Below are 15154 nucleotides of genomic sequence, written 5' to 3' on the forward strand. Positions count from 1 at the left end.
GGAGTAGACCTGTTTATTCAAATTCAATATCACCGTACATGCCGGCCTGGTAGTGGCCCGGCACGTTGCAGGCAAACTCAAGGTCGGCGGCTTCAGTGAACGTCCAGATAATCTCTTTGTTGTCGCCCGGCTCCAACAGGACGCTGTTGGGATCGTCGTGCTTCATGGAATGGCCGTTACCCATGTCCATTTCCATCATCTCGTAATTGATTTGGTCGCCCTTGAGAACCCCATGCTCCACCATCATCTGCATTTCTTCCTGGTGTGCCTCATGCATTTCTGCGGTACCAATGTTGAACTCGTGTACCAGAGAACCCTCGTTTTTGACGTGGAAACGGATGGTCTCGCCGGGCTCGACATTGACGGACTCAGGCTCGTAGTAATTGTCCCGCATGGTCACCTCAATGGTGCGGGACACATCTTCCGCCTTACCGGGCTCACCCACGGCGTTGCCGCCGTGATGGCCACCAGAGTGTTCGCCAGCGGCAAAGGCACCTGATGAGACAGCCAAAGCAATCGCAGGCAAAAGTGCATTCTTGAGTATCGTATTCATCGGTTTCTCCTGAAACTGTCGGGTCCGTTGGATTTTGATTCATACTCTGCCCCAGCAACCTGAATTCTTGCTGAATTTTCCGATTAACACTTTTTCAGGTTACATTCAGCAAACAGCCCTACACTACCTCATTAACTTCAAAGGCCAGGAACCTGCATGCGAATGTTACTAGTGGAAGACGATGCCCTCATCGCTGAAAGCCTGAACCGGCAACTGACCGCCGCCGGTTTTACCGTCGATGAAGCAGGCACCGCAAAACAGGCGGAGCGTCTCGGCAAACAGGAAGACTACCGGGCTGTGGTGCTTGATCTGGGATTGCCCGATGGCAACGGGCTGGATGTTCTCAAAAGCTGGCGCGCCGACAAACTGACCATGCCCGTGCTGATCCTGACCGCCCGGGGAGACTGGCAGGACAAGGTAAATGGCCTCAAGGCCGGAGCCGACGACTACCTGGCCAAACCATTCCAGACCGAGGAACTGCTGGCGCGGCTGAACGCCCTGATTCGCCGCAGTGAGGGCCGGGTGGAGGCTAAACTGGCAGCCGGAGGCTTCGAACTGGACGAGTATCGTCAGTGCCTGCAAACACCCGATGGCCAGGAACATTCCCTGACAGGCACCGAATTCCGCCTGCTGCGCTGCCTGATGAGCCGCCCGGGGCAACTGTTCTCCAAGGAGCAGTTGCTGGAGCAGCTTTACAACCTCAACGACAGCCCCAGCGACAACACCATTGAAGCCTATGTGCGCCGCCTGCGGAAAATTACCGGAGCAGAAGCCATCACCACCCGGCGGGGCCAGGGATATATCTTCAATGCACTGGATTAACCCACGGCGCTCGATACGTAAAAGCCTGCTCACGCTGCTGCTACCCGCTGCCATTGCGCTCATGGTTTCCGCGTGGATCGTCCACGGCCTGTTGCTGGAGCGAATGGCCAGGGGATTCGTTGAAGACCGCCTACAGGACGAAGTAGCCTTCCTGGAGCACCAGTTGCGACGCTCCGGCCCTGAGGAAATCCGCGACATTGCCGAAGGGGACTACTTCGAGGAGGTCTTTCATCATGCCTTTGCCCTGCGTACAGGAAACCAGGTTCACAGCTCTCCGGCACAATGGTCGAAAGTACTCGAACCCCTGCTGCATGAAGCAGGAACCGGTTTTATCCAGAATGCCGACCCGGAGTCCGGAACTTCCAATTCCGACTTCCTGGCCTACCGAAAGGTTCTGACTCTGAACGGCGAGCCTGTCGTTATTGTCGTGGCAGAGGATCTGGGCAACCTGAAAAACAGCCAGCAGGAGTTGCATCTCTGGACGGGGATCGTGTCCGCTATCCTTCTGGCTCTGCTGATAATGGCTATCTGGCTAGCCATCCGGTTGTCTTTGCGCCCGGTCGGCCGGCTTCAGAGCGGCCTGACGTCCCTGCAAACCGGCGCCAGCAATCGGCTGGATGTTGACGCGCCGGCCGAGTTCCGCCCCCTGATCCGCCAGTTGAATCAGCTTCTGGACACCCTGGATCAGAGGCTGGCCCGCTCACGGGACGCCCTGGCCAACCTTTCACACAGCGTGAAGACGCCGGTTTCCGCCATCCGCCAGGTCCTTGAGGACGATACCCGCGCCCTGGATCCGGAAATGCGACAACAGCTCGCCCAGCGCCTGTCTGACATCGACCGACAGCTGGAAAGTGAAATGCGCCGCAGCCGGTTCGCCGGTCCCCAGGCAGGTAAAGCCGCCAAACCCGTCAGCCAGGCCCGCGATCTGCTGTGGATGCTGGGCCGGCTGTACCCCGAAAAGAACTTCGAACTGGAGACAGAACTGGGCCCGGAAACACGCTGGCCCATCGAAGAGCATGACCTGAATGAGATTCTGGGCAACCTGGTCGATAATGCTGGCAAATGGTCCCGGCGCAGTTCGGTGCTGTCCCTGACCGAAACCGGTGATCAGATGATCATTGCCGTTGAGGATGATGGTCCAGGCGTGAACGCCGATGCCCTTTCGACACTGGGAACCCGAGGCGTGCGACTGGACGAACAGACGCCGGGCCACGGCCTGGGGCTGGCCATCGCCAGAGAGATCACGGAGCGCTACAGTGGTAGTCTGACATTCAGCACAGGATCGCAGGGAGGCCTTAAAGCTACGGTCTGTTTTCCAGGGATCGGCAGGGGGTAAAACTCCTGATGAGGCACCGGAATCCATTGTTTAAGGGGTTGATTCTGAGTATTTCCACTACTGTTCTGGACGTAAAAGTAAATCCCCGTCTCCCCTCTTGGCAAAGTCCTAGAGTTCAACTGGTTGTCGCTATCGAAAGTCACTGTGAGCAACTTTCGCGCAGATGTTAACCAGAACCGGCTCAATGCAAGAGTGCGTGGGGCCATACCTAATACTTCCCACCCAAAGAGAGTTGCATAACATCATTCGCTGACTTGCAGCATTCCAGTGCTCAAAACATTCTCTGTCTGTAAAACCTATTTACATATCTAAATGATAATCATTTAATTTTAAATTCCAAGATTAGATAATTGGCGTGCTGACAACGTAAAACCGCGTTGCTGGCACAAACCAACATCAGAAGGAAAATCGATATGGAAATCAAAAAGACGTCTCTTGCAGCTGCACTATTGCTAACGGCTCACGCAAACGCAATGACAGCCAACCCTGACCTTCGTGCAAACGGAGAGGAAACCACAAACCAACCTAAGGTCACGGTAGGCGGCCAGGATATACATTATTTCCGCCCCAGCTGTTCCTTTGGGCCTGTACCACTTCCTTCCTGTAACTGACTGCTACTGCAGCATCACATGCCGGCACTTTAAAGTGCCGGCTTTTCAATCTGACTATTGGATGAGCTTTATGACCTCATTGATGAACACCTTAAGTCAAGGGAGTGAACGGGTAGAGGGTACAGTTGTCTACATTGAAGATAGGGCTGTAGGTCTTATTCGACCCTCTCTTGTTGAAGGAATCGATAGCGACAACTTTCATTATTTTGGCGGACCCTCCGGCATTTCAATAGTACACGACCCGGATAAAAAGGAATGCATAATAGAATCACTGATTGAGGCCGGCGGTATTATTTTTGGCGATCAATCTGAAATTGAACAAGTCCAAAGTCTATTTATTAACGACACAACCAGCAGGACTGCCTCCTACTTTTGCTGCATTGCAAGGAACTGTTCCGCTCTGATAAATGCATTCAGGAATATCAATAGCTCCAAAGTACTTATTCTTGGCTGTGGTGGAATTGGATCTATGACTGCCTTGCAGTTGGCCGGAGCCGGCATCGGAAGCCTTACAATGATAGATGATGATGTAGTGGAAAAAAGCAATCTCAACAGGCAGTACGTATGGACTAACAGTGACATCGGAAGAAACAAGGTGGACATTCTGGTTAAGGCTATCAATGATCGATTTCTGTCAACATGTGAAGGCATAAATGAAAAAGTCAGCACTACCTTTTTTGAGGAACTAGATCAGAGTTACGACGCCATAGTTATCTCGGCTGACGAGCCTTTGGGCTTGGCCGAAGACCTGCTGTCGAGAGTGGGAGAGGCAGAATTACCCCTTATTGTATCGTGCGGCTACTTCCAAGATAGAGCAATTGTAAAGTTATGGGATGAAAAATCGGTTAAGAAATGTCGAGCTGAAGGAAAATATGTCAACGGGAGGAGATATGAAAACTTCATTGGTCCAAGCTTCGGCCCAATGAACATGGAGATTGCTGCGATAGCCGCATCGGCAGTACTCCATGGAATTGCATTTTCTTCAGAGTCCCGGTTAACTGAAGAGAATAAGAGCAAAGAGTACTCCTGGAAACCTTGTTATTACGCTTAACCCGGCAGAGTGACTATATGGACATAGTGACAATCGGCGGTGGAGAAATCGCCGACTATGAAACCTACAGGATTGATGAGTTTATTAAGAGTCTGACAAAGAAGCACAGGCCCAATGCGCTTTTTATTCCGACAGCGAGCGGAGATGCACCGGGCTACTGTCAGAATTTTTCCAGGCTATATGGGGAACAGCTGGGCTGTGAAGTTGACTTTGTTCTTGCTGCCGCTGCTGATTTCGACATCAGAAGAGCGCAGAAGAGCATCGCCGACGCGGACTTGATATATGTCGGTGGCGGAAACACTCAGAAAATGCTCAGTCGCTGGCAGGAAACCGGAATTTCGGAGGCGCTGATCAACGCAGGGGAAAACGGGACAATCCTCTCCGGCATCAGCGCGGGAGCCATCTGTTGGCATGCAGCCGGATTGAGTGACTCAGAGAAATTCAGTGGTGATACAAACTGGAAGCTCACTGTAGTGAAAGCAATGAATCTGCTTCCCGGAATGTTTTGCCCTCACCTGAATGCGGAACTCCGCCATGGTGCTCTTATCGATAGTGTTATTGAAACCCAGGTACCCGCTATTGCATGTGACAATGGTGCTGGGGTCCACTGGGACGGGGAGCGTGCGGTTGCTGTAACTTCACTGGCCGGCGCCTATGTCTACGTGTTTCACCCCTCGGGCCCGCACACAACTATCCACCGCTTTGCGGACATGGATCAGGTGCCACTTCACTTGCTGCACCATGACGGGCTGGCTCAGAGTGAGAGCACTGATGCCCAGAGGTAATCAACCATGAAAATCGGTGAAATTTCGAAAGCCACCGGTATTCCGGTGGAGACCATCCGCTACTACGAAAAAATCGGCCTGGTGCCGGAACCGGAACGAGAGGCCAGCGGCTACCGACACTACCGGCAAAGCCACCTTGACCGGCTGCTCTTCATCAAACGCTGCCGCAACCTGGACATGGCCCAGGATGAAATCCGCGAGCTGATCCGCCTGGCTGACCAGCCGGATGCAGACTGCAGTGAAGTGGACGCCCTGCTGGCGCGTCATCTCAGCCATGTGCGGGAGCGCCTGCGGGAGCTGGCAAACCTGGAAGATACCCTGGAGCAGCTCCAACAGGCCTGCTCAGAAGGCCGAACCGTCAGCGAGTGCGGCATTCTCGGGGGGCTCAGCTCGGAATTCGATGCCCCAGAACCGGAAGACCGCCACAACCATGTTCCCGGCACCCATCGCCCGGGCCAATCCTGAGAGCCCGGAACATCTCATCGCCATTCAGGTAACAAACCCGGCTTTTTCTCTTCGCGGCACAATTTCAAAAAACTCTGGCAGCCATTCAAAAGCTACCCGTCTCCGGGAATGATATTCATACACCTACTGATAGCGGAGTTGGTCGCGATCTGTACTGCAGGCGCAGATATAGTATCGCTGACTGCTCTGAACCGTCTTTCTCGTACGTTTAAACACTACCTGGAGCCATCATGTATAAAAAGAAGATCGCACTCTCTGTAGCCCTTGCCTCCTCATTGTTACTTTCCAGTCCAACCACCCTGGCCCATGGCGGCTCGCCAGATTATCTCCCGATAGCGGAAGCGCTCACATCCTCGGGTGCCAGCTATGAGATCAGCAAGGATCAAAGTGAATTGCTGATTCGGTCCGGGGATGCGGAAATCAGAGTGCCGTTTGGAGAAAACCAGGCTTTTTATAACGGGAAGCCCATAAAGCTCTCAGCCCCGGCAAAAATGCATGATGGAGAGGTGTTCGTCGAGCGGGCGTTTACTCACGAGGTGTTCAGGGATCAGGTCCAACAAAACATATCCACTGGCAATGCGAGCCACCCGCTCGATGCATTAACAGCAGAAGAAATCACCAAAGTTTCAAACGCCGTCAAGGCCTCCAAACACTACAAGGAAAACATTCGCTTCACAGAAATACGACTGGCGGATCCAGCCAAAGAAAAAGTCTGGAAATGGTCTTACGGCGAATCCCAGGACTTCGAGCGCCTGGCCAACTTTACTGTGGTCGATGGCAGAAAGGTCATTGAGGGAACGGTTGATCTTGCTTCGGAGACCGTTCTGGGCTGGGAACATATCGAAGGCGCCCACGGTATGGTGACTTTTGATGACTTCATCGCGGTGCAGGAGATCGTCGCGAATAGTGACGCGTACAAAGCTGCGCTCAAAAAGCGCGGCATTGACGATGTTAGTAAGGTCGTTGCAACTCCCCTCACGGTGGGGTATTTCGGCGGTGACGATGGCCTTGAGCATGAGTTAAAGCTGCTAAAAGTGGTTTCCTACCTCGACGTAGGCGACGGTAACTATTGGGCCCATCCGATCGAAAATCTCGTGGCCGTTGTGGACCTGGAGAAAAAGAGCATCTTGAAGATTGAGGACGACGGCGTCATACCCGTACCAATGACTCCTCGCCCTTATGATGGACGTGATCAGGATAAAATTGCCGATGTGAAACCTCTGATGGTCGTGCAACCGGAAGGAAAGAACGTTTCCATGTCCGGCAATACCATTAACTGGCAAAACTGGGATTTCCATCTCAAGCTGGACGCTCGCGTCGGGCCCGTCATTTCCACGCTGACCTACGATGATCAGGGTGACAAGCGCAAAGTCATGTACGAGGGTTCCCTCGGAGGCATGATCGTGCCCTATGGTGATCCGGATGTCGGCTGGTACTTCAAAGCCTATCTGGACTCGGGCGATTACGGCATGGGCAACCTGACCTCCCCCCTCGAGCTTGGAAATGATGTACCCAATAACGCCACCCTGCTACCTGCAACCCTAGTAGACAACAATGGTGATCCGTTCACCATCCCCAATGCCATCGCGGTATTCGAGCGCTACGCAGGACCGGAGTTCAAACACAATGAAATGCTCGGAAGCAGCCCCGGCAATGAAAGTCGCGAACGCCGTGAACTGGTTGTGCGCTGGGTCAGCACTATTGGCAACTACGACTACATGTTCGACTGGATCTTCATGGCCAATGGCAACATCAAGCTGAGCGTCGGAGCATCAGGCATTGAAGCCGTCAAAGCTGTGAAATCTCGTACCATTCATGACGACACCGCAGACGAAGATACCCGTTACGGCACCCTGATTGACCACAACATCGTGGGTACCACCCATCAACATATTTACAACTTCCGCCTGGATATGGATGTCGATGGCATGCAGAACAGCATGATGGAGATCGACCCCGTGGTTGCGGAGAACACCGATGGTGGCCCACGCAAGAGTGTGATGATCACCAAGGAGCGACTCGTACCAACGGAACTCGACTCTGTACAGAAATTCGACCCATCAACCATCCGCCTGCTGACCAACCCCAACAAGGAGAACCGTATGGGTTACCCGGTTGGTTATCAGGTCATCCCGTTTGCGGGCGGAACCCACCCGATTGCCAAAGGGGCTCTGTTCAGCGAGGACGAGTGGCTGTACAAGCGCGTTCACTTCATGGACAAGCAGATCTGGGTAACCCAGTACAAGGCGGACGAACGTTTTCCGGAAGGAAAATATCCGAACCGGGCAAAAACCGACACGGGGTTGAAAGTCTTCGTCGAGGATGACGAGTCCATTGAAAACGTCGACACCGTGTTGTGGATGACAACAGGCGCAACGCACGTCGCCCGTGCAGAGGAGTGGCCGATGATGCCAACCGAGTATGTCCACTCAATGCTCAAGCCGTGGAACTTCTTCGATCAGACACCCACGCTGAATCTGCCCGAATAGGAGCAACCGGGAAACTGATCGACACAGGACAAGCACGTTCCGGGCAGGGAAGCTTGACCACAAATTCAGATGCACGGGAATCAGAAGCAATGAACAAGAATCGCATTACACAAAGCCTGGTTTATCTCACTCTGGTCGGGCTGTCGGCACCGGCCTCCGCCTATAATTTCTACAAACAGGATGGAACCGAGCTGAACCTCGACATCGAGGCAATGCTGGGCGTTTTCTCCAGCCAGGAAGCTTACAATCTTGGCGCCAAGTCCGAGGCTGGTGAAACAACCTGGCAGGAAGGCTTCATTAAGTACGGGCTATCCGGAAGTCATATCATCGGCGCAAACAGCAGTGTATACGGAGCGCTGAACCTGGTCTCTTCCGGGACTTGGGGCGATGGGGACGCAGGCGGATTTTCTTCAGGCAATGAACGCAGAACCGCACTGGAAGACGCCTACGTAGGCTGGCGCTCCGGTGATCTGATTCCGGCGCTTGGACAGGATGGTCTCGACGTTTCCGTGGGGCGACAAGCATTCACCATCGGTGATGGTTTCCTCATCAATGGCGACTCGCTGAACTTTGGCGATGCCCTGAATCCCCTGCTGGGGTCCGACCTGGATCGGGGCGGCGCATACTGGCTTGCCGCACGCAAAGCCTTTGATCAGACGGCCATTGCGCGTATTGGTGGAGCCGACGGACTGCGCGCCGACCTGTTCTGGCTTGACTCCGACAATAAAGCCCAGGCGCAGATGGAACTGGCAGGCGCCAACGCAGAGTATGTGACCCCCAAAGGCACCTTTGGTTTGGCGTATATTGAAGGGCTGGACGTTGACGACAACGTCGCGCCATTGCTGGGTTACAGCTCACGGGACGGCCAGCAAACCGTAAGCCTGCGATACCAGGGCAATGCCGGTATCGAGAATCTGTTCCTGTCCGGCGAGTTTGTCACTCAGGAGCCGGGGGACAGTTCCTTCAACGATGCCAAAGCCTGGTACGCAGAAGCAGGATGGACCTTCAGTGATGTCACCTGGTCACCCAGCGTCAACTATCGCTACTCAAGCTTTGAAGAAAACTTCGACCCGCTCTTTTTTGGCTTTAACCGTGGCTATGGCACCTGGTTCCAGGGCGAAGTCGCCGCCAATTATGCAGGGCCGTTCAACTCTGACGCGGACGTGCATCATGTGGGCGTAAAGGCCACTCCGTCAGAAACACTCAGTGTGGGCGCCCTCTTCTTCAACTTCCGTGACACTGCGGCCGGCAGCGGCAACCTGAACGCACAGGAGATTGATTTCTATGCCGAATGGGTGGCAGCCCCACACCTGATCATCAGTCCGCTGTTAGGCGTCTATACGCCAGATAACAGCGCTGCCGAGGGTGGCAGCCAGATCGGTAATGATGACACCAATGTCTATGGTCAGATCATCGCCATAGTTCCGTTCTGACCAGGTAAAACATTCAGCTTCAAGAGAGCACAAACATGCAGACTTACAGTAATTCGGTGAACGGCCAGGCTGTCGAAGCAGCCGATCACCAGGAAATCCTCAATCCCGCCACAGGGGATTCCATCGGGCTGGCCCCGATAAGCACTGAGTCCGACGTAGGTTTCGCTGTAAACACCGCCCGTAAGGCACAGCTCAACTGGGCCAGGGTCAGCGACCAGGAGAAGCGGGACACGATCGTCCGCGTCACCCGGGTGCTTGAAGAAAACTCGGAGTACCTGGCCGAACTCATCACCCGCGAGCAGGGCAAGCCCCTATCCGGCCCCGGCTCCCGGTTCGAGATGCAGGCCTGCGTGGGCTGGACACAGGTGCCAGCAGCGCTGGAATTACCACCGGAGATCGTATACGAGGACGAGGAGCGCAAGGACGTCCTGCACCGCGTTCCCCTCGGTGTGGTGGCTGCGATTGCGCCCTGGAACTGGCCCCTGATGATTGCCATCTGGCAGATCATTCCCTCCATCCGCATGGGCAACACGGTAGTGATCAAACCATCCGAATACACCCCGATCGCAACCCTGGAAATGGTACGGCTGATCAATCAGGTATTGCCGCCTGGGGTTCTCAATACCGTCTCCGGAGATGGCCGTATCGGTGCGGCTCTGACCAGCCATCCAGATATCGACAAAATCATGTTCACCGGCAGCGAAGCCACCGGTAGGCGTATCATCGAGGCTTCCACCAGGAGCCTTGCACCTATTACCCTTGAGCTCGGAGGCAACGATGCGGCCATCGTTCTTCCCGGTACCGATGCCGACGCAATAGCCGAAGGGCTGTTCTGGGGAGCATTCCTGAACATGGGCCAGACTTGCGCCTGCATCAAGCGTTTGTATGTGCATGATAGCGACTATGAGGCCGTGGTTAATGCTCTCAGCAACCTTGCCCAGCAGATGCCCATCGGCGATGGCATGGACGAAAAGAACCTGATCGGTCCACTACAAAACGAAATGCAGTACAACAAGGTGAAGGACCTGGTTGCTGATGCCCGCGCTAATGGCTGCGAAGTTATGGAATTCGGAACGATTCCCGACACCGGCTACTTCCTCCCGCTCACGCTGGTAGGGAACATTCGCGACGGCCAGAGACTGGTGGATGAGGAACAGTTTGGCCCTGCCCTGCCTGTTATCCGTTACCAGAGCCTGGACGAAGCCGTGGCTTCAGCCAACCGGCTGGACGCCGGCCTTGGTGCTTCTGTGTGGGCAGATGATCTCGAACAGGCACAACAGGTGGCCGTTCGCCTGGAAGCAGGCACAGTCTGGATCAACCAGCATGGAGCCATACACCCCATGGTGCCCTTCGGTGGCAACAAGGCCTCGGGCTACGGCGTAGAGTTCGGCCTGGAAGGCCTGAAAGCCGTTACCCAACCCAGGGTTATCAGCATCAAGAAGTGATGTTCAGCTCTGGAGTCTGTCAGATATAAAGGTCTGGCAGACTCCATTTCAGGTCGCACAGCTTTTACAATAACCGGAAGGGGTTACACCAAAGTACTGTTTGAAGGCCGTCGAGAACGCGCTTGGACTGGCAAAGCCAAACCTGTATCCAACTTCGGTCAGATTCAGCTTACCCTTTGATGTTTTCATATAATCGGCACACATCTCCATACGCTGGGTTTTGATGTATCCGGAGACTGTAAGGGATCGAACGGCAAAGGCTCGATATAGACTACGCACTGATGCGCCTGTCGTAGTCGCCACCATTCGTGCACTCAAATCAGGTTCGCCAATATTGTTCTGAATAAACGAGACAGCTTGCAGGAAAACCCGCTCGTTGGGGTTGCTGTCCGCCAGACTTTTAATCACAGAAGGTTTGATTAGCATAATCAGCGAGTCAACGATAGCCGAGCCTTCCTCCTCGTCCAGGCTGTCATAATGCGCTGCCTCTGCAATCAATCGGTTGGCCACACTGGCAATATGACTGTGAGACGGAATCCGAACGCCGAGCTCAATACCTGACAGATTCAGGATACGCTCAATTACACTACGGGGCAGAATCAAGGAAATTTGCTGGGATTCATGATCGTAGGTAAAACTGAAGGGTAGTGCCGAATCCACCAGAACTATATCCCCGGTCTTGAGGATAGAACGGTTCCCCGCCTGCTCAACACGTGATGTCCCATGAAGCTGGAAAACGCAAAAGAACTCTGGCGTCCCACAGCGACGTATCTCGCTTCGACCCCGAACAAGCTGAGCTCCACGAATCGACACCCGCGACATATCTATGGCGCCGCCGCCCATCTTGTGAATATCACCAGAAAATGTTCCTTCGAGGGGCTCTGCCGAAAACGGACCGCAAATCTGGTTAACATCACTGATCCAACGGTCAAATTCCTCCGCTGCGAAAGAGCTTCGAACCATGGCTAGTCTACCGAAGTGAGTTTTTATGATTGTCGGTTCAGAGATTGGCCAGTTTCTTCGTATATGTCAAGACCACCTATATAGGGCGGTATGGAGCAGTCAATGCAACTCTCGATACACGCAAAGAACGACTGTATTGTTTTTTTGAATCGTATATCCGGCGTACCGGAGTGGCTGCTCATCCCAACTATCTTCCTGCCCTGACAGGTCCGGCCAGCTCCGACATAAACCAGAAATGCAGCAAACCTGTTGACCCTGTAGCTACTCTAGGGTTTTCAATATGAGTATCTGAGAACAGGAGGTATTCATGGCGTGTAGCTGCTCTGGCCCCGAACCCAAATCCCCTGCCCCGGGCTTTCGCAAAGCCTTGTGGATTGCCCTCTGGGTTAATCTGGTCATGTTTCTGGTAGAAGGCTTTGCCAGCCTCCAGTCCGGCTCTGTGTCTCTGCTCGCCGACGCCATCGACTTCTTCGGCGACAGCGCCAACTACCTGCTGTCGCTGTCGGTGCTCTCCATGGGCATGCTCTGGCGCGGCCGGGCCGCCATGGTGAAAGGTATTACCATGGCCCTATTCGGCATCGTTGTGCTGGGCCGTGCCGCCTGGGTGATGCAAAGCGGCATTACTCCGGAACCCCTGACCATGGGGGTGGTTGGCGCACTGGCTCTGGCGGCCAACCTGGGCGTCGCCATCGTGCTGTTCAAGTTCCGGGAAGGCGATTCCGACATGCGGTCGGTCTGGCTGTGCAGCCGCAACGATGCCATCGGCAATATAGCGGTGATGGTTGCCGCGCTGGGGGTCTTCGGCACTGGTACCGCCTGGCCCGATCTTATCGTGGCCACGATTATGGGGTCCCTCGCGATCACCGCTGGCATCAGTGTTGTGCGTCATGCACGTAGCGATATAGCCCAGGGAAAAGTCTCTGAAACGGCTCGCACAGGCTGAAGCCGACCCCGCTGCGGGCCGGCTTCAAAGCGGTACACTGTGCAGGGTTTCCGTTCCAGTGCTAAGGTTATTCTGTCAAGAAAGAAAGTGCTGCAAGTCAATCGACAGAAGGAGTTGTACATGAGTACATCGAAACATACCCCGGCCAGCAACAAGCAGCCGTTTCTGTCCGACATCAAAAAGATCCGGGAACGCGCCCGTCAAAATATGCGTGACGGTGCAATCACCGAGGGATACAAAGCTGACCGCGAAACCGTGATCAGGATTCTCAATGAAGCACTCGCCACCGAGATTGTCTGCGTGCTGCGTTACAAGCATCACTACTACGCCGCTAACGGGCTCAACGCCGAGGCCGTAGCGCAGGAGTTTCTCGAACACGCGCAACAGGAGCAGGATCACGCCGACCAGATTGCCGGGCGCATAGCCCAACTGGGTGGCAATCCGAATTTTTCACCGGACAGTCTGTCAACACGCGCCCACTCGGAATACATTGAGGGCAACACGCTCAAGGAGATGATTGAAGAGGACCTGGTGGCGGAACGCATCGCCATCGACAGCTACCGCGAGATCATTCAGTACCTGGGCGACGATGACCCGACCACGCGCCGTATGCTGGAAGAGATTCTTGCGGTGGAAGAAGAACACGCCGACGACATGGCCGGCCTGCTGCAGGATTATGATTGAGCACCCGCTTATTGCCCGAACACCCAGGCAATCATTACCGGGATAAACAATAGGGCAAACAGCGTGCTGAGCAAAGCCGTTCCCGCTGCCTGTCGCGGGGCGGTATCCAGCAGTGTGGCGATTACGACGGTATTGGCCGCAATCGGTGTTATGGAGATCAGGAAAATTGCCTGGTACACCGCCAGGTCGTAGATACCCAGAAAATTGGCGTCCAGCCACCACAACGCCATCGCCACTGCCGGCCAGGACACGAACTTGCCAACGAAGGCCAGGCCAGTGAAGCGAAGGTTACCCGCCAGCCCGCGAAAACTGAGGATGCCCATGCCGATGATCATCATGCCCAGAATGCTGTATGCCCCGCGCAGGTTGTCGAACAGGGGCGTGAAGACCTCAGGAATGGAAAAACCGGAGAGGTTCAGCACGACCGCGAGCGCAAAAGCGTAGACCGAAGGCAGTCGCACGACTCGTACCAGGGCATCCCTCAGGCTATAGCGCCCCCGTGCGGCCAGATAGAAGCCCAGGGAATTCTCGAATAACGTGGTGCCCAGCATACACACGATGTAGAGCGCCAGCCCCTCCTGACCAAACAGCAGCAATGCCACCGGTATGCCGAAGTATCCCGTGTTACCGGTTCCCACCGACAAGGGAATGAGGCTCGCACTACCGTCGGTGATTATCCGCCTGGCCACCGCAAGGTGCACAAGCCCAAGGACCGAGCACAGGGCGAAAGTCAGGAATGGCAGCAGGATCACTTCCATTGACAGGGGGGCTGCCATGACGCCCGAGAACACCACCGACGGCGTTACGATGTAAAGCATGATGCCGGCAATATGTTTACCACTGGCATCAAGGTACCGCCGCGCAATCCAGCCCAGAGTTACCGTCACATAGAGCGGAATCAGTTTTAGAAAAAGAGCAAACGCAGCAGCCATCGGCACTCCGGACAGAGGGAAATTTCTGGACAGACAGAGCGCGGAGTTTATCACCTACCCCTCTGGAGGTAACTCCCCGGCGCAATGGTGAAAACTCCCGTCATGCTTGATAATCATCAACAGCATTCTGGATGCATCTTTATATCCTAGTCGGGCAGTCAGGTATTCCATAAAACCAAGGAGAGAGACCCATGGCCGAGCGCTTTACCAAAAGCATGGCCAGGAACATATATCTGGGAGGAAGTGCATTCTTCGTCCTGCTGTTCCTGGCCCTGACTTTGGACACTCAGGTGCGGGCAATGCCCGAGCGGGACAACCGCGACCAACTCACTGACCAGGTGGTTCGTGGCAAACATGTCTGGGAGAACAACAACTGCGTAGGTTGCCATTCCATCATGGGCGAAGGCGCGTACTTTGCGCCGGAACTTGCCAACGTATTTGACCGCCGCGGTGGTGGCGACACAGAGACCTTCAAGGCATACATGAATGCCTGGATGAACGCCATGCCCACCAATGTGCCGGGTCGCAGGCAAATGCCGAACTTCAATCTGACCGATGAAGAGATTGATGACCTCTCTGCCTTCCTGGAGTGGACATCGAAGATCGACGACAACGACTGGCCACCCAACATCGAAGGCTGAG

General features: G+C 54.6%; 14 protein-coding genes. 11 read left to right on the forward strand and 3 right to left on the reverse strand.

Translation table 11 applies throughout. The annotated features are described in order from the left end of the window. Nucleotides 1–13: 13 nt before the first annotated feature. Nucleotides 14–553 (reverse strand): cupredoxin domain-containing protein, encoded by a 540-nt coding sequence (locus QPM17_RS10035; RefSeq protein ID WP_285390545.1) that lies wholly within the window; start codon nt 551–553, stop codon nt 14–16. 156 nt (nt 554–709) lie between these two features. Between QPM17_RS10035 and QPM17_RS10040 the strand changes: the two genes are divergently transcribed. From QPM17_RS10040 to QPM17_RS10075, 8 genes are all read left to right on the forward strand, one after another. Next, complete coding sequence (locus tag QPM17_RS10040) at nt 710–1375, forward strand: response regulator transcription factor (RefSeq protein ID WP_285390546.1); 666 nt, start codon at nt 710–712, stop codon at nt 1373–1375. Then, nucleotides 1362–2711, forward strand: a complete 1350-nt coding sequence (locus tag QPM17_RS10045) for an ATP-binding protein (protein ID WP_285390547.1) — start codon at nt 1362–1364, stop codon at nt 2709–2711. Before QPM17_RS10040 ends, QPM17_RS10045 begins: the two co-directional genes overlap by 14 nt. Before the next feature lie 681 nt (nt 2712–3392). Then, the gene (locus tag QPM17_RS10050) at nt 3393–4373 is read left to right on the forward strand and encodes a HesA/MoeB/ThiF family protein (RefSeq protein WP_285390548.1); all 981 of its coding nucleotides are present in this window, start codon (nt 3393–3395) and stop codon (nt 4371–4373) included. 17 nt (nt 4374–4390) lie between these two features. Further along, nucleotides 4391–5158, forward strand: coding sequence for a Type 1 glutamine amidotransferase-like domain-containing protein (locus QPM17_RS10055; protein WP_285390549.1), 768 nt, complete (start codon nt 4391–4393; stop codon nt 5156–5158). Between the two features lie 6 nt (nt 5159–5164). Next, nucleotides 5165–5623 carry a Cd(II)/Pb(II)-responsive transcriptional regulator gene (gene cadR / locus QPM17_RS10060; RefSeq protein WP_285390551.1) on the forward strand — a complete coding sequence of 153 codons (459 nt, stop codon included), beginning with the start codon at nt 5165–5167 and terminating at the stop codon, nt 5621–5623. Between the two features lie 230 nt (nt 5624–5853). Beyond that, entirely contained in the window at nt 5854–8112 is a 2259-nt protein-coding gene (locus QPM17_RS10065) for a copper amine oxidase (RefSeq protein WP_285390553.1), read from the forward strand. Between the two features lie 104 nt (nt 8113–8216). After that, nucleotides 8217–9545 (forward strand): alginate export family protein, encoded by a 1329-nt coding sequence (locus tag QPM17_RS10070; RefSeq protein WP_422732756.1) that lies wholly within the window; start codon nt 8217–8219, stop codon nt 9543–9545. Between the two features lie 35 nt (nt 9546–9580). Next, nucleotides 9581–10990: an aldehyde dehydrogenase family protein gene (locus QPM17_RS10075; RefSeq protein ID WP_285390555.1), complete on the forward strand. Its 1410-nt coding sequence runs from the start codon at nt 9581–9583 to the stop codon at nt 10988–10990. A gap of 48 nt (nt 10991–11038) precedes the next feature. On the opposite strand, the gene feaR is transcribed toward QPM17_RS10075, so the two are convergent. Next, nucleotides 11039–11953 carry a transcriptional regulator FeaR gene (feaR, locus tag QPM17_RS10080; RefSeq protein WP_285390557.1) on the reverse strand — a complete coding sequence of 305 codons (915 nt, stop codon included), beginning with the start codon at nt 11951–11953 and terminating at the stop codon, nt 11039–11041. Nucleotides 11954–12260: 307 nt separating this feature from the next. Between feaR and QPM17_RS10085 the strand changes: the two genes are divergently transcribed. Both QPM17_RS10085 and QPM17_RS10090 read left to right on the forward strand, forming a co-directional pair. Further along, a complete protein-coding gene (locus tag QPM17_RS10085; protein WP_285390559.1) occupies nt 12261–12896 on the forward strand; it encodes a cation diffusion facilitator family transporter in 636 nt (211 codons plus the stop codon). Between the two features lie 120 nt (nt 12897–13016). Then, nucleotides 13017–13580 carry a ferritin-like domain-containing protein gene (locus QPM17_RS10090; RefSeq protein ID WP_285390560.1) on the forward strand — a complete coding sequence of 188 codons (564 nt, stop codon included), beginning with the start codon at nt 13017–13019 and terminating at the stop codon, nt 13578–13580. Nucleotides 13581–13588: 8 nt separating this feature from the next. On the opposite strand, the gene QPM17_RS10095 is transcribed toward QPM17_RS10090, so the two are convergent. Beyond that, nucleotides 13589–14512 (reverse strand): AEC family transporter, encoded by a 924-nt coding sequence (locus QPM17_RS10095; RefSeq protein WP_285390561.1) that lies wholly within the window; start codon nt 14510–14512, stop codon nt 13589–13591. A gap of 191 nt (nt 14513–14703) precedes the next feature. On the opposite strand from QPM17_RS10095, the gene QPM17_RS10100 reads away from it, so the two are divergent. Further along, on the forward strand, nt 14704–15153 hold the full coding sequence (locus QPM17_RS10100) for a c-type cytochrome (RefSeq protein WP_285390563.1): 450 nt from the start codon (nt 14704–14706) through the stop codon (nt 15151–15153). Nucleotide 15154: the final 1 nt, after the last annotated feature.

It is taken from the genome of Marinobacter azerbaijanicus (assembly GCF_030250645.1).
Taxonomy (GTDB): Bacteria; Pseudomonadota; Gammaproteobacteria; order Pseudomonadales; family Oleiphilaceae; genus Marinobacter; species Marinobacter azerbaijanicus.